The 15252-nt window shown below is 65.7% G+C and carries 12 protein-coding genes; 4 read left to right on the top strand and 8 right to left on the bottom strand.

Translation table 11 applies throughout. The features are described from left to right. Positions 1-3 precede the first annotated feature (3 nt). The 8 genes from KNN17_RS05395 to kynA form a co-directional block, all read right to left on the bottom strand. On the bottom strand, positions 4-669 hold the full coding sequence (locus KNN17_RS05395; protein ID WP_241707797.1) for an alpha/beta hydrolase family protein: 666 nt from the start codon (positions 667-669) through the stop codon (positions 4-6). 2 nt (positions 670-671) lie between these two features. Further along, positions 672-1292, bottom strand: a complete 621-nt coding sequence (locus KNN17_RS05390) for an L-threonylcarbamoyladenylate synthase (protein WP_241707796.1) — start codon at positions 1290-1292, stop codon at positions 672-674. A gap of 27 nt (positions 1293-1319) precedes the next feature. Next, positions 1320-2120, bottom strand: coding sequence for an ABC transporter permease (locus KNN17_RS05385; protein ID WP_078108824.1), 801 nt, complete (start codon positions 2118-2120; stop codon positions 1320-1322). A 58-nt stretch (positions 2121-2178) separates the two neighbouring features. Then, positions 2179-3165 (bottom strand): ABC transporter ATP-binding protein, encoded by a 987-nt coding sequence (locus KNN17_RS05380; RefSeq protein ID WP_241707795.1) that lies wholly within the window; start codon positions 3163-3165, stop codon positions 2179-2181. After that, entirely contained in the window at positions 3162-4238 is a 1077-nt protein-coding gene (locus tag KNN17_RS05375) for a LolA family protein (protein WP_241707794.1), read from the bottom strand. Before KNN17_RS05375 ends, KNN17_RS05380 begins: the two co-directional genes overlap by 4 nt. Positions 4239-4322: 84 nt before the next feature. Next, positions 4323-5177: a PaaX family transcriptional regulator gene (locus KNN17_RS05370; RefSeq protein ID WP_241707793.1), complete on the bottom strand. Its 855-nt coding sequence runs from the start codon at positions 5175-5177 to the stop codon at positions 4323-4325. Next, on the bottom strand, positions 5174-6412 hold the full coding sequence (locus KNN17_RS05365; protein ID WP_241707792.1) for a kynureninase: 1239 nt from the start codon (positions 6410-6412) through the stop codon (positions 5174-5176). The genes KNN17_RS05370 and KNN17_RS05365 overlap by 4 nt, the downstream gene beginning before the upstream one ends. Before the next feature lie 49 nt (positions 6413-6461). After that, positions 6462-7346: a tryptophan 2,3-dioxygenase gene (kynA, locus tag KNN17_RS05360; RefSeq protein WP_241707791.1), complete on the bottom strand. Its 885-nt coding sequence runs from the start codon at positions 7344-7346 to the stop codon at positions 6462-6464. 253 nt (positions 7347-7599) lie between these two features. On the opposite strand from kynA, the gene KNN17_RS05355 reads away from it, so the two are divergent. The 4 genes from KNN17_RS05355 (at position 7600) to KNN17_RS05340 (ending at position 15206) form a co-directional block, all read left to right on the top strand. Continuing rightward, a complete protein-coding gene (locus tag KNN17_RS05355; protein WP_241707842.1) occupies positions 7600-8943 on the top strand; it encodes an aspartate kinase in 1344 nt (447 codons plus the stop codon). Positions 8944-9052: 109 nt separating this feature from the next. Further along, a complete protein-coding gene (locus tag KNN17_RS05350; protein WP_241707790.1) occupies positions 9053-10453 on the top strand; it encodes a diaminobutyrate--2-oxoglutarate transaminase family protein in 1401 nt (466 codons plus the stop codon). Positions 10454-10499: 46 nt separating this feature from the next. Continuing rightward, on the top strand, positions 10500-14654 hold the full coding sequence (locus KNN17_RS05345; RefSeq protein ID WP_241707789.1) for a Pls/PosA family non-ribosomal peptide synthetase: 4155 nt from the start codon (positions 10500-10502) through the stop codon (positions 14652-14654). Positions 14655-14708: 54 nt separating this feature from the next. Beyond that, positions 14709-15206, top strand: a complete 498-nt coding sequence (locus KNN17_RS05340; RefSeq protein ID WP_241707788.1) for an HAD domain-containing protein — start codon at positions 14709-14711, stop codon at positions 15204-15206. Positions 15207-15252: the final 46 nt, after the last annotated feature.

Raw genomic sequence — 15252 nt, 5'->3', positions numbered from 1 at the left:
GGCTCAGCCGTTCCTGCGAAGGAACGCCGACACGGGGGCCGCTAGTGATGCCCCTATGTCCGCGGCACCCTTCTTGACTCCCGCGCGCACGAAGGAATGGTCGCCGCCGTCCCACCACTCGATGGTGGCGGCGGGTCCGATCCGGGCCACGACGCCTTCGAGCAGCCCGGGCGTCGCGAAGGTGTCCCGGGTGCCCTGCAGGAAGAGCATCGGCAGAGCGAGCCCGTACAGGTGCTCGTCGCGGAGCTTCTCCGGTTTTCCCGGCGGGTGCAGCGGGTAGCCGAGATAGACGAGTCCGGCCGCGGACATTCCTTCGGCCGCCGCCATCGACGCCATGCGGCCGCCGAAGGACTTGCCGGCCGCCCACACGGGTTCGCCCTCCGACCGGGACGCCGCTTCCGCCATGACGGCCCGCCACGCCGCGATCGCAGCGGGTGGCCGGTCGGGGAACTTCCTGCCGGCTTCCCGGTAGGGGAAGTTGAAGCGCAAGGTCGCCACGCCGTCGTCGTTCAACGCGTGGGCCAGGCCGGCCAGGAACGGATGTTCCATGCCGGCTCCGGCTCCGTGTGCGAGGACAATTGTCGCCGCGGCTTTGTCCGGCCGGGCGTAGATCCCGGAAATCGCGGTGCCGTCGACGTCGATCGTGACGCGCGACTCGGCAGTGCCCATGCTCACTCGAACCGGGAGGGATCGCCGGTGCCGCGCCTGACAACTTCGGCCGTGCCGCTTGAGAAGTCCACCACGGTTGTGGGCTCTGCGCCGGTGTCGCCGGAATCGATGACGGCTTCCACCAGATTGTCCAGGCGTTCCTTGATCTCCCAGCCTTGGGTCAGGGGCTCCTCCTCGTCGGGGAGCAGCAAGGTGCTGGACAGGAGCGGTTCGCCCAGTTCGGCGAGCAGGGCCTGGACAAAGTTATGGTCGGGAATCCGCACGCCTACCGTCTTCTTCTTGGGGTGCAGGAGACGCCGCGGCACTTCCTTGGTGGCAGGCAAGATGAAGGTGTAGCTTCCCGGCGTAACGGCCTTGATGCTGCGGAACACGTCGTTGTCGATCATCACGAACTGGCCGAGCTGCGCGAAATCCTTGCAGACCAAGGTGAAATGGTGTTTGCCGTCGAGCTGGCGGATCGAGCGGATCCGGTCGAGGGCTTCCCTGTTGCCGATTTGCGCGCCGAGCGCGTAGCAGGAATCGGTGGGGTAGGCGATGAGGCCGCCGGACTGGAGGATCTTCACCACCTGGGAAATCGCGCGTGGTTGGGGGTCCTGCGGGTGAACATCGAAGAATCTTGCCATGCCATGAGCTTACGGGCAGGCCGAACTTCAGGACAGGACATCCTTGCTCGTGAACTTGCCGTAAGCCAACGCGCCGGCCACCAGGATGTAGCCCGCCTGCAGCAGGGCGTTGTCGCCGAAGCTCGTCCACGAGATCGGTTGGCGCAGGAGATCGGCGAAACCCAGCCAGTAGTGGCTGAACAGCCACGGGTGCAGCCACTCCAATTGCGGCAGGTTGTCAGCCACTTGCGACACCACGGACAACACGATGGTTGCAGCCATGGCTCCGACCGGCACGTCCGTGAAGGTGGAAATTGCCAGTCCGATAGCGGACAGCCCCAACAATGACACCGCGATGTATGCGGCAATCAGCAAGGAACGCACCACGGATTCGCCGACGCCGATCGTGTCGCCCGACAGCAGGGTGACAGGGCCCACCGGGAAGAGTGCGACGCCGGCCAGCGCGCCCGCGGCTGCAACCGTCAGGGTCGCTGCCAGGCAGAACACTGAGGCGGACGCGTACTTGATCAACAGGAGGCGGACACGTCCCGCCGGGGCGACGAGCAAGTATCTCAGGGTGCCAAGGTTTGCTTCGCCGGCAATCGTGTCGCCTGCCACCACTCCGATGGTGAGGGGGAGGAACAACGGTACGGAGACGATCATTGCCGTGACGCCGACGAAAAGCCCGTTCTGGGTGATGCGGTCAAGGAAAGGCGGGCCGCGCCCCGGGGCCACGGGATGCGAGCTCAGCTTGACCGCGGCGGCGATGAGGATGGGGATCGCCGCGAGCGCCAGGAGCATGGCCCATGTCCGCAGCCGCCGGAACAGCACCGAGAGCTCGGAGGCCATGAGCGACCACGAGCTTTGCGTGCCCTCCAGCACGGCAATCGTCGCTTCGGTTCCGCGTTCAGCCGGCAATGTCGAAGCCCTCTCCGGTGAGGGAGACGAAGCGCTCCTCGAGGCTCGCGCTCTCCACGCCGAAGCCCCGGACCCGGACGCCGTCGGACACCAAGGCAGCCACGATCGCCTCGGGTGCCACGTCGAGCCCCGCCGGACCGGTACTGACGAGGCTCCTGCCATCGGGACCGTACGAGCCGGGCGGCGGGGCAACCAGTTCCGACTCCAGGCCGAGTCTGGAGAGGACACGGACAGCGGCCTCGATATCGGGCGTGTGGAGCCGGATGATGGCCGTGCCCGCCGCGCGCAGTTCGTGCAGGGTTCCTTGCGCCACGAGCTTGCCCACGCTCATGACGCCCACATGGGTGCACATCTGCTCCACCTCCGCGAGGAGATGGCTGGAGACGAACACGGTGGTGCCCCCGGCCGCCAAGGAGCGGACCAGGCTGCGGACCTCCCGGGTCCCTTGCGGATCCAGGCCGTTGGTGGGCTCGTCCAGGACCAGCAGTTCCCGCGGCCGCAGCAAAGCATGCGCAATCCCCAGCCGCTGTTTCATCCCGAGGGAATAGGCGCGCACCCTTTTGCCCGCCGCGTGGGACAAGCCCACCCTCTCGAGCGCGTCATCCACGCGTGCGGCGCGGGTCCGTGGGGCGGCGTGAAGATCGGCGCTGTCCAAGCGCCGCAGGTTCGCTGCCCCGGACAGGAAAGGGTAGAAGGCCGGGCCTTCCACGAGCGAGCCCACGTTGGGCAGGACAGCTGCCAGTTGGCGCGGCATCTCGCCGCCAAGGACCCGGATGCGGCCGTTCGTGGCGGACGCCAGGCCAAGAAGCAACCGGATGGTGGTGGTCTTGCCGGAGCCGTTAGGACCGAGGAATCCAAAGACCGAACCGCGGGGCACCGCCAGGTCGACGCCGTCGACGGCGGCCCGGTGGCCGAAGCGCTTGCTGAGGCCTTGCGTCTCTATCGCCAGTTCAGCCGGCGGGGATGCCTCCGTCATTTCGCGGCGGCTGCGGCCTGCAACCGCTCAAGTGGCACCATTCCCGCGAAGACGCGGCCGTCGTCGAGCATCAAAACAGTAGCCAGGCTGGTGGTCAGCGCTCGACCGCCGGCGACAGGCTGGGTGAGCTGGGCCAACATCGGTGCCGAGCGGACATCGTTCGGCACAGTGCCGGCGGGCAAGCCCATCACTGCGTCCCAGCCGGTGCCCGTGATCGTTGGCCGGGCCGCTGTTGCCTTCGGCTGCCCGGTCTTTCCAGGGAGGGATCGCAACTGCGGGGTTGCCTTCTCCTCCACGGCGGCACCGCGGGGCGGAGTGAAACTGAACAGGGCGGCGTCGGGCGCCGACAAGCTCACGTCAGTGAATGCGAGCGAGAACGCCGCTGCCGCCTGGCCCCGTGCCCGGACATCGACGCCGAGCGGGAGGCCCGAAGCGGAGTCGACGGCGATTGTCACCGAATCGACGAGCGTGCCGGTACTGCGCGGCTTGATCACCAGTTGGTAGGCCGTGCGGCCGGCCACCGTGGTTCCGTCGCCCACGGCCACGTCCGTGGTGGGTCCGACGGCGGCGAGGAAGTGCTGCGCGACGACGTCAGGCGTGGTGACTCCGGGAGTCGGCGTCGCGTGCGGGGCCGCTGAACGCGCTGGTTCGGCGGGCATCGTCATGTGCGCCGCGCTGTTGTCTGCCGAGTTGTAGAGCCAGAGATCGTTGCCATTGCGGACGACGTCGCGCTCAGCGAGCATGTCCATCACCTGGAACCTGGCTTTGGCGGGACCGTCCATGTAGACCCGGGCTGTGTGTGAACCGCTCAAAAGCTCCATCACGGAAGCGGGCCCTTGGCTCGCCGTTGGCCCGACGGAGGGGAGTTGGGGCAGCCCCAGATCGGAACTTTGTTGAAGGGTTCCGGACAATGCATGGACGTCGGCGCGGCCGATCATGGCGATGACTTCCGCGGCCGTTTTGTGCGGCAGGCTCGTCGCAGCTCCGGCTTGGTAGGAACCAGCCAAGGCCGCCGCAGCAAGGGCCACCGGAGCCAGCACTGCCGGCAGCCAACGCAACCAGACGCGGGTCATGACGACCTCGCGAACCATCCACCATCGGGGAAGTTCATGGTTCCAGACTACTCCTGGTGCCCGGACTGATCACGTGTTCACGGGCTATCCCTCCAACGTCCTCCGCACGAATTCGGCGCTGGGCTTTGCATAGGCAGAGCCGAGGCGCTCGAACAGGGCGATCCCCGCCATTCCGGGCCAGTCCTCGGGAAGGAATTCGGCGGGCAGCCCCGGATCCAGATACGGAATGATCCGCCAGCGGTCGATGCTTCGGACATAGCGGGCGAAGGCCGCGGCAGTGTCCGGGCCGCCGTCGGGACCGTTGCCCGGGCCGTCGTCGTCGGCCATGGAACCATGATGCAGGATGAAGTCGCGATGCAGTTCCGCGACTGTGTCGAGGTCCCACCACGCGGAGGCGGCCTCGCGGAGGCTGCCTCCGACCAAGGGAGTGTCCGTCACGAACACCGTGGCCATGCCGCGCAGCTCCAGGTCCTCCAGGATCTCCTCCACTTCCTCCCGCAGTGCGTCGGGGCAGATCCACAGCCCTGCCGCTACGGTGCCGCAGCCGATCCAGTGCAGCCGCCGCCGCAACTGGTGCCGCTTTTCCCGCTCGGTTTCCGGGATGGAGAAGGACACGAGGCACCAGCGGTCGGCTGACGACATCAGGCGGGGTTTGAAGATCCGCCGGTCGCCGCGGGCGAGCATTGCTGCGGCACCCTCGGTGACGGCGAAGCCGGGAATCCCGTGACGCAATTGCGGCAGGACGATTTCCTTCTTCTTCAACCGTGACAGCGCCGTCCGGGACGCGGCAGCGCTCAACCCGAGTGCCTCCATGAGGGCGATGAGGTGCCTCGTGGACATCCATCCACCGGCATCGCGGAGGTACAAGCCGATGACCGTGCGCAGCAGTGACGTGGTGCTCCCGGGCCGGGAGTCCATGTCGTCAAGGACAGCGCTCACAGGAGTTCGGCGAGGGCGTCCCGGATGGCGGTCACTCCCAGCTCAACCTCCGCGTAGCTCGTGCTGAGCGGCGAGAGCCCGATCCGCAGTCCGTGCGGCGGACGGAAGTCCGGAATGATGCCCCGGTCCCAGAGCGTCCGGGTGACGTCACCGAACAGGGGATGGTCAACCGTGATGTGCGAGCCGCGCTCGGCGGTGTTGCGCGGGCTGACAATCTCGGCGCCGAGGGGGACCAGCATGTCCTCAGCCAAGGCAGCTGCGTAGTCGGTCAGTTTGATGGACTTCTCCCGCACGGCGTCCATGCCCACCGATGCGATCAGCTCGACCATGTCCTTGAGCGGCTGCATGGCCAGGACCGGGGGAGTGCCGGTGATGAAGCTTCGGATTCCCGTTGCCGGTGTGTAGCTTTCCGTCATGCCGAAGGGGTTGTCGGCGCCCATCCAGCCCCAGATCGGCTGTTGCAGGCGGTCCTGCTGCGATGCGTTGACGTAGGCGAACGCGGGAGAGCCCGGGCCGCCATTGAGGTACTTGTACGTGCAACCCACTGCGAGGTCCACGCCCCAGGCGTCCAGTTCGAGCGGCACCGAGCCCACCGAGTGGCACACGTCCCAGAGCATGAGCGCTCCGGATTCCTTGACCCTCGCGGTGATCGCAGCGGCATCCGCCAGGAAACCGGAGCGGTAAGCCACATGGCTGAGCACGACGACGGCGGTCCGCTCGCTGAGCAGTCCCTCGAGGTCCGTGGTCCGGACCCCGCTGGCCGGGTTGGAAGCGACCCACTTGATGGTGGCGCCCTTCTCCGCGGCGATGCCTTCGATGATGAAGCGGTCCGTGGGGAAGTTGTCCCGGTCCACAACGATCTCATCGCGGCCAGGCTGGGCGTCGACCGCCGCCCGGATGAGCTTGTAGAGCATCACGGACGTGGAATCGCCCACGGTGACCTGGCCGGCGGCCGCGCCCAGGGTGACGGCGCCGATCCGGTCGCCGACCGTGGTGGGCTCGTCCATCCACTGTTCGTCCCAACCGCGGATGAGGCGGCTGCCCCAGGCGTCCTCCACGAAGGACGCGAGCTTCGCCGACGTCGCCTTGAGCGGACGGCCGAGGGAGTTCCCGTCGAGGTAGGCGGTGAGCTGGCCTTCCGCCGGGGAGTAAAAGGCCTCACGCTGCCCGGCGAGGGGATCGGCGGCGTCGAGTTCTGCCGACGTCGGCCGTTGCGTTTGCTGCGCGCTGTTCATGTCTCTCCTGAGGGGAAATGTGGGGGTTTGCTCGGGTTGGAATTGCGGCTCAGTTGCCGATCTCGGTGCGGACGGCGTAGAGCTCCGGGAAGAAAGTCAGGTCCAGGGCCCGTTTGAGGAAGTCGACGCCGGAGGAGCCTCCCGTGCCCACCTTGAATCCGATGGTCCGTTGCACGGTCCGCAAGTGGCGGAAGCGCCAGGCGTGGAAGTTGTCCTCGATGTCCACGAGGTCTTCGCACGCTTCGTAGAATCCCCATGGCGTGGCTTCCGATTCGTAAATCTCCTGGAAGACCGGGACCAGGTCCTTCCGGAACGTCCACGGTTCGCTGGTGTCACGGTCCAGGATGTCGGCCGGAACGGCATAACCGGCCCGCGCCAGCACCGCGAGGAAGGCGTCGTACATGGTCGGCTCCTCCAACAGCGTCGTGAGCTGGCTGTGCGCCGCGGGATCGCTCTCGAAGACCCGCAGCATGGAGCGGTTCTTGTTGCCCAGCAGGAACTCGACGCCGCGGTACTGGTGGGACTGGAACCCTGAAGAGCTGCCCAGGAAGCGCCGGAATTCGGAGTACTCGCGCGGAGTGAGCGTGCCCAGGACGGACCACTGCTCGGTCATGGTCCGCTGGATCGCCTTGACGCGGGCGATGCATTTGAGGGCCTTGGCAAGGTTGTCCACATCGAGGAGCCGTCGGGCTTCAAGAAGCTCATGCAGGATCAGCTTGAGCCACAGTTCGCTGGTCTGGTGCTGGATGATGAACAGCAATTCGTCATGGTGCTCCGGGGTGCTCAACGGGTGCTGGGCAGTGAGGAGGCGGTCAAGGTCCAGATACCCGCCATAGGACATGGCCTGGCTGAAGTCGGTGCGGACCGAATCCTCGATGGGCCGGATGTTTGTGGCCTTGATGGTCTCTTCGGAGTGGCCGGTGCGGTTTTCCATGCATTGAGCGTATCACTTGCGTGACGCACGTCAAGATTATGAATTTCAGGTTCATCCTGAGCCGCCTTCCCAAGGCTGCTTTTTGTTGCCTACGTGAACCGCTCGCACGGTCCATACGTTGTAAGATCGGCAGGGGGGTATGCGGGCTCCAGGAGGCTCCATGTACCAGCAGACAGTCAGCATTCGGGATTTACCAGCAGACCGTCGGCATCCGGAGGCAGACGGATCAGAACAATTCCCCGGTCTCGAACAGATGGCGCTTCGTACGCGTACAAAACTTCGGGCCCGGGACCTCATAGTGCAAAAGTACGGTGGCTCCTCGGTCGCCGACGCGGCGGCCATCAAACGGGTGGCCCGGCGGATCGCCGAGACCCGCGAGGCCGGGCATCCGCTGGTGGTGGTGGTTTCGGCCATGGGCGACACCACCGATGAACTGCTTGACCTGGCCGTGTCCCTCAGCCCCAGTCCTCCGGCGGGCGAACTCGACGCGTTGCTGACCACGGGTGAACGGATCTCCGTGACCCTTTTGGCGATTGCCTTGGCCGAGCTGGGCGTGCCTTCCCGGACCTTCAGCGGCAAAAAGGCCGGACTGATTACCGACGGCGTCCACGGCAAAGCGCACATCGTCAACGTTGACCCGCACCGTATCCGCGCTTGCTTGAAGCGCGAAGAGGTTGCCATCGTGGCTGGTTTCCAGGGGAAGGGCCTCAAGAAGAGGGAAGTCACCACCCTGGGCCGGGGCGGTTCGGACATCACCGCCGTCGCCTTGGCCGCAGCGTTGGGCGCCGGCATGTGCGAAATCTATACCGACGTCGACGGCGTATACACGGCCGACCCGCGGGTGGTTCCCCGCGCGCGGAAAATCGACGTCATTTCAAACGAGGAAATGCTGGAGCTGGCTGCGTCCGGTTCCAAAGTGGTGCATACCAGATGCCTCGAGTATGCCCGCCGTTTCGGCGTCCCCATCCACGTGCGTTCGTCCTTCAGCCGTGCCATGGGAACGCTGATCCTCCCGGGCCAGGACCAGGAGTCGGACTGGGACCACAGGCCCATCTGGGAACGGGCTCCGGCCGTGGAGCAGCCAGTGGTGTCCGCGGTTCTCTGTGACGCGTCCGTGGCGAAGCTGAAGGTCATAGGCGTCGCGGATGGCGTGGGAAAGTCCGCGGAAATCTTCGGGCTTCTGGCTGATGAGAGCGCCGAGGTCGACATGGCAGTTCAAAGCACCTCGTCCGTGCGCGCCGGCGGAAGCGATATTTCGTTGGCGGTTCCCAGCCGGGACGGATTCCGCGTCCGGGCGGCCTTGTCCGCTGCCCAGGGGGCCATCGGCTTCCTGGACCTCCAATACGACGGCCAGATCGGCAGGCTCTCGCTGATCGGGCTCGGCATGCGCACTGACGCCCAAGTATTTTCACGGCTCTTCAAGGCCCTTTCGGACGCGGGAGCCGAGATCGAGTTGATCTCTGCGTCGGACATCCGCATCGACGTCGTCGTCCGCGTGGCGGTGCTCGAGGACGCACAACGCGCCGTGCAGTTGGCCTTCGGGCTGGACCCCGCGGGAAATGACCAGGCAGGAGAGGAGGCCGTCAGCGCGCCATAGCGGGGCCGCAGTACCGGCCCCCCATCTCCCCGCGCCGCAGGCAAGGCCGCGGGAAGCGCCCAGTCATCGATCCGCCACCGCGGATCCCCCGGATAAGGACCCGATCGCCATGTACACACACCAGCAGCAGGCTACCTTGACCTCGGCACATGTCACCGGACCCCTGCCAGGACCCAGATCAGCCGAATTGTTGGCGCGCCAGGAACGAACAGAATCCAACGCCCGCACCTATCCACGGCATCTTCCCATTGCGATTGCCGAAGGTTCCGGTGCGTTCGTGCGGGACGTCGATGACAATGTCTTCCTTGACTTCCTGGCCGGTGCCGGGGTTTTGACCTTGGGGCACAGCCACCCGGAACTGGTTGAGGTGGTGGCCGGACAAGTGCGGAACCTGAGTCATGGGCTTGATTTCCCGACGCCGGCCAAGGACGCCTTCGTGCGGGCACAGCTGTCCATGCTTCCGCCCGGACTCGCCGAACGGATGAAGGTCCACTTCTGCGGACCGACCGGTGCAAATGCCGTGGATGCCGCCATCAAATTGTGCAAGACGGCCACTGGGCGGGGGGACGTCATTTGCTTCCAGGGCGCATTCCACGGCAGCAGCGCGGTCGGGATGGCGTTGACCGGGCTGGTCGAACAGAAGCGGCCGGTGGCGAACGGGATACCCGGAGTGCACTTCTTCCCCTATTCCTATTGTGCCCAGTGTCCCGTGGGCCTGAACCCGGAGACCTGCGCGACCAATTGTGTCCAGTTCCTCGAACACTCCCTCAAGGACCCGCTCGGGGGCATCCCGCTTCCCGCGGCGGTCATCATGGAAATGGTCCAAGGCGAGGGTGGAGTCGTACCGGCCACCATTGAATTCGCGCAAACCGTGCGCAGGGTGACGCGTGAGCTGGATATCCCGTTGATTATCGATGAGATCCAGACGGGCTGCGGGCGTACCGGAACCTGGTTCGCGTTCGAGCAGTTCGGGATCGAGCCCGACGTCATCGTGGCATCCAAGGCCCTGAGCGGGATAGGCCTCCCGGTTGCCCTCATCATCTACAACAAGGACCTTGACCGCTGGCTCCCCGGTGCCCACACCGGGACATTCCGTGGAAACCAGCTGGCCTTCGCCGCCGGGGCTGCCGCCGTCGAGATCATCCGGCGCGACGACGTTCTTGGCAACGTCCGCAGCCGCGGTGCGCAGATTGCCCGGCTTCTCGCGCCCTTGGCCAGCAACCCCTGGGTGCGTGAAGTTCGGGGCCGCGGGCTGATGTGGGGAATCGAGCTCGCTGATCCGGACACAGGCCGTCCTGCCGGAAGACTGGCCCGGGCAGTGCAGCGAAATGCCCTGGAGCGGGGCCTGATACTCGAATGCGGAGGGCGCGACGACTGCGTCGTCCGGCTCCTGCCACCGCTGAACATCACGGTAGAAATCGTCGATGCCGCCTGCGAGCTGCTGCTGGCCGCCATTGCCGAACAAAGCGCCATGGCCGAACGCAGGACCACGACGGATGCAGTCCGATAAGGCTCGACGAATTGGCATGACCCATTGGCGGGACCAGGAGGGGAAGATGGGAAGGCATACGGACCACGGCCGGACCCCCGGCGAAACGGCCACAAGCGCCGGACCCATGATCCAGCTAAGGGACGGCGCTGCGGTTCTCCTCGGCAGCGCACCGGACGCCACGGCGTCGGGCAAAATCACAAACGGCACCACCATCCGGTGGAGCCCCGGCGAGCGGCTCGAGGAGCTCTTCGAGGACCGGTGTGACCGGCAACGGGCCGAAGGCCGCAGCCATCATCCGGCAGTGGAAACGACCGATGGATCACTCAGCTACGAAGAACTGGACGCCCGGGCCAACCGCCTCGCCCGCTACCTCCAGGCCCGCGGCGCAAGCCCGGGCGACAAAATCGCACTGCTGTTCGACGACGCGGTGCGGTCCTATGTCTCCATGCTTGCGGTCCTCAAGGCCCATGCCGTCTACGTGCCCCTCGACCCGGCGTTCCCCTCCGAGAGAATTGCCTACATTGCCGCCGATGCCGACGTCACCATGATCCTGACTGTCTCCCGCCTGGCGGACAGCCTCCCGCCCGCGAGCGCAGCCCTCGCGGTTCGCATGGACAAGGAGGACCGCCGCATTGCCGCGTTCGAAGCCTCCCGACTGGCCTGGGCCGGGGAGGAGTCCCCGGCCAACGGACTGGCATACATCATCTACACGTCAGGATCCACGGGGCGGCCCAAGGGAGTGGCCATAGCCCACGCCAGCATCTGCCACTTCGTGCGGACCGCCGCCGAAACCTACGGCTACGATGCCCGCGACCGGGTCTACCAGGGCATGACCACGGCGTTCGACTTCTCCGTGGAGGAGATCTGGGTGCCATGGATGGTGGGGGCCACCTTGGTTCCCCGACCGCCCGGGAACAACCTCCTCGGGCCGGACCTTGCCGAGTTCATAGAGGCCCGGAACATCACCGCCCTTTGCTGTGTGCCGACCCTGCTCGCCACGCTCGACGACGACGTGCCCGGGCTGCGGTTCCTGCTCGTCTCCGGCGAAGCCTGCCCCGAGGACCTTGTGGCGCGCTGGCACCGGCCCGGCCGGCGCTTCCTGAATGTCTACGGGCCAACCGAAGCGACAGTGACGGCGACCTGGGGCACGGCGGAGCCCGGCAAGCCCGTGACGCTGGGCAAGCCCCTGCCCGGCTATGCGGCAGTCATCCTGGATCCCGTCCAGGACCGGGCCCTGGCCCACGGCGAGTTGGGCGAAATCGGCCTGGCGGGAGTAGGGCTCGCCAGGGGCTACATCAACCGGCCCGAGTTGACTGAAAGGGCATTCATTCCGGATTTCCTCGGCCTCGAGGACAACCCGTCCCACCGCATCTACCGCACCGGCGACCTTGGCCGGTTCAACGACCACGACGAAATCGAGTACCACGGCCGCACCGACACGCAGGTGAAGGTCCGGGGCTATCGGGTTGAGCTGAGCGAAATCGAAAGCGTCCTCCTGCAGATGCCGGGGATGGCGGCGGCTGTTGTGAAAACCTGGGAGCCCGAGCCGGGAATCACGGAACTTGCCGCCTACTACACGCTGCACCACAACGCACCCACGGTGGAAGGCGGGGACATCCGCGCCTGGCTGCGCGAGCGGCTCCCCGCCTACATGGTGCCAGCGTATTTCCTGTCCCTCCGGACCATGCCGATGATGGTCAGCGGGAAAGTGGACCGCAGGAGCCTGCCGGATCCCACCGGCCCGCGCGCGGTCAGTACAGGCGTCGCCGACACCAGCCCGGTGACGCCCACGGAACGGATCCTCGCCCCCGCTTTGGCCTCGGCCCTCCACCTCACGTCTGTCTCCACCACCGCCAATTTCTTCAACGATCTCGGGGCAAACTCCCTGTTGTTGGCGCATTTCTGCGCCAACGTCCGCAAGGTCGCCAACCCACCGTCAGTCTCGATGCGCGAAATTTATGCACATCCGACCATCGCCGCGCTGTCGGCCGCCTTGGACTCCGCGAGCGTCGGATCGACGGCGGGAGCCGACGTCGAGGGCCGGGAAATTGCGACGGCTGAACCCTTCCTGCGCGTCGGGACCGGCCAGTACCTGCTGTGCGGGGTTTTGCAGGCATTGGCGGGCCTGGCCTACGCCTACCTCGTCGTCCTCATCCCCTCCGCAGGTGAACAGTGGATCGGTGGCTCCCGGCAGCCCGGCGTCCTCGCGGCCCGCTCCGTCGTCGTCGGCACCGTATCGTTCCTGGCCTTGGCAGTCATGCCCATTGCGCTCAAATGGGCGCTCATCGGCCGGTGGAAGGCCGAGGAGTTCCCCCTCTGGTCCTTGCGGTACGTCCGCTTCTGGTTCGTCAAGACTCTCGTCAACACAAGCCCGGTGCGCTTGTTCGTCGGGACACCGGTCTTCCCCCTGTACCTCAGGGCTCTGGGGGCCAGGATCGGCCCGGGAGTAACGATCCTCTCCTCAAGGATTCCAGCATGCACCGACCTGCTGACAGTGGGTGCGGACACAGTGATCCGGAGGGATTCCACGTTCAATTGCTACCGCGCCCACGCCGGCCGGATCCAGACAGGGCCCGTCACTTTGGGCCGCAATGTCCTGATCGGCGAACAGACGACCCTGGATATTGATACCGCCATGGGCGACGACGCCCAACTGGGGCACAGCTCCTGCTTGTACCGCTTCCAGACGGTTCCGCCGGGCGCATCCTGGGCAGGCTCACCGGCCGAGCCCACCGGCACCAGCTACCGCAGGGCGGGACAAGCCGCTTCCGGGACCGCCCGCCGGGCCAGTTTCAGTTTCTGGACCGTACTGGTCCACGTGGTCCTGGTGTCTTCCATCGGGCTTGGAGTCGTCGACGTCATGCTCGCCTTCCTCCCCACGGGCGAAACGAACCCGACCCGGCCGCTCTTCTGGGAAGCGCTTTTACTGATCTCGGCCGTCCTTCTTTTCGGCAGCATCCTGGCCGCGTTCGCCGCCGCCGCCACCCTTCCCAGGCTGATTGCCTTGCTTCTTGTTCCGGGCAAGGACTACCCCCTGTACGGCGTCCGCTTCGGACTCTTGCGGACAGCCCAGCGCCTGACCAACCTCAAAGCCCTCCTCCAGCTCACCGGTGACAGTTCCCTGATCGTCTACTACCTGAACGTCCTGGGCTACCACCAGCCGGACCTGGTGCAGACCGGATCCAATTTCGGCGTGGGGCTGAAGCATGACAGCCCCACCCTGACGACTGTCGGCAGCGGCACCATGGTCTCGGATGGCCTTTCGATCATCAATGCGGACTATTCGAACACTGCTTTCCGCCTCAGCCCCACCATCATCGGGGCCAGGAGCTTCTTCGGCAACAACATCGCCTATCCCGCCGGGGCCAGAATGGGGGACAACTGCCTCCTGGGAACAAAGACGATGGTGCCTTTGGACGGTCCGCTCCGCGAGGGGGTTGGCCTCCTGGGCTCACCGCCCTTTGAAATACCGCGCACCGTTGACCGTGACAACGCCTTTGACCGGTTCCGGACGCCAGAGGAGCTACGGCGCCGGATCCCGGCAAAGAACCTGCACAATACCGTCACGGTAATCCTCTACCTGCTGGCCCGGTGGGTCGAACTGTATGTGATCCTCCTCGTTGCCTGGGGCTCGCAGGCCTTCCTCCCGAGCGCAGGAGGGCTCGCCGCGGTGGTCGCGGTGGGAACGATGGTGGTCACCACGGGCGCCCTGATGGTCCTCGTGGAGCGGGCATCCCTGGGATTTGGAAGGCTCTCGCCGACGTTTTGCTCCATCTACGAAGTGCCCTTCTGGCGGCACGAGCGCTTCTGGAAACTCGGCGCCGGGGGCATTGTGCAAATGTTCAACGGCACACCCTTCAAAGCAGTGATCTGGCGGATCCTGGGGGTTCGGATGGGCAAGAAGGTCTTCGACGACGGTTGCGGGATCCCGGAAAGGACCCTCGTCACCATCGGTGACTACTGCACCCTCAACGCCTACGCCGTCGCGCAATGCCACTCCATGGAGGACGGCGCCTTCAAACTCGATTCCATCAACGTGGGCATCGGCTGCACGCTTGGGGTGGGTGCATTCGTCCACTATGGCACCACCATGCATGAAGGTTCCGAGCTCGAAGGCGATTCGTTCCTGATGAAGGGCGAGGACATCCCCGCCTACGGCATCTTCGGCGGCAATCCCGCACGGGAGCTGAGCCGGAAGGCTGCCCCCGGACTGCTCTAACGTCGGCGCGTGGCTTACGCTGGCCCTAATGGGCGCGTCCGGTGAGGGGGTTGCATGACCAGCGTGTCACTCTATCTGGACGTCGACGGCGTGGTGAACCCCTTCGGTCCCATGGGCTTCACCGATTGGGGTACTGAATGGAAAATCGCCGACGCCGGCATACTTGACGTCGTTTACGCGTCCGAACTGGTCGATGAGCTCAACGAGCTGGCCGCGCATCCCGCGGCGAGGTTTGTCTGGCTGACCACGTGGCAGCGGCTCGCCCCTGAGTTCCTGTGCCCGGCCATCGGCCTCCACGGTAAGCACTGGCCCGTCCTGACGAGCGACGGTTGGGACCAGACCGCCGATTGGTGGAAGTTCGACGTTTTGCAAAAGGACGTCCAAGAATCCGGAGCCGAACGCATCGTGTGGATGGATGACCAGTTGAACCATGAAGCCGCGGCACGGTCCTGGGCGGAATTCCTCGGCCCCCGTGTGCTTTGGATCTCACCGGACCCGCGGCGGGGCCTGTCGCGGCGAGATATCGAGGCTGTTCGGCAATTCCTTGGATGATTCGATGTTTGGCCCTGCCGTCAATGGCACGTAGGATTCTTAGGGT

The organism is Arthrobacter bambusae, assembly GCF_022606295.1.
GTDB lineage: Bacteria > Actinomycetota > Actinomycetes > Actinomycetales > Micrococcaceae > Arthrobacter > Arthrobacter bambusae_A.
This window is presented reverse-complemented; position numbering and strand designations above follow the sequence as displayed.

Bases quoted from the DNA above. Each gene is read 5' to 3' on its own strand.
- KNN17_RS05345 (WP_241707789.1), top strand. From the start codon at position 10,500: ATGGGAAGGCATACGGACCACGGCCGGACCCCCGGCGAAACGGCCACA.
- kynA (WP_241707791.1), bottom strand. From the start codon at position 7,346: ATGGAAAACCGCACCGGCCACTCCGAAGAGACCATCAAGGCCACAAAC.
- KNN17_RS05355 (WP_241707842.1), top strand. From the start codon at position 7,600: ATGGCGCTTCGTACGCGTACAAAACTTCGGGCCCGGGACCTCATAGTG.
- KNN17_RS05380 (WP_241707795.1), bottom strand. From the start codon at position 3,165: ATGACGGAGGCATCCCCGCCGGCTGAACTGGCGATAGAGACGCAAGGC.
- KNN17_RS05390 (WP_241707796.1), bottom strand. From the start codon at position 1,292: ATGGCAAGATTCTTCGATGTTCACCCGCAGGACCCCCAACCACGCGCG.
- KNN17_RS05395 (WP_241707797.1), bottom strand. From the start codon at position 669: ATGGGCACTGCCGAGTCGCGCGTCACGATCGACGTCGACGGCACCGCG.
- KNN17_RS05340 (WP_241707788.1), top strand. From the start codon at position 14,709: ATGACCAGCGTGTCACTCTATCTGGACGTCGACGGCGTGGTGAACCCC.
- KNN17_RS05385 (WP_078108824.1), bottom strand. From the start codon at position 2,120: ATGGCCTCCGAGCTCTCGGTGCTGTTCCGGCGGCTGCGGACATGGGCC.
- KNN17_RS05350 (WP_241707790.1), top strand. From the start codon at position 9,053: ATGTACACACACCAGCAGCAGGCTACCTTGACCTCGGCACATGTCACC.
- KNN17_RS05365 (WP_241707792.1), bottom strand. From the start codon at position 6,412: ATGAACAGCGCGCAGCAAACGCAACGGCCGACGTCGGCAGAACTCGAC.
- KNN17_RS05375 (WP_241707794.1), bottom strand. From the start codon at position 4,238: ATGACCCGCGTCTGGTTGCGTTGGCTGCCGGCAGTGCTGGCTCCGGTG.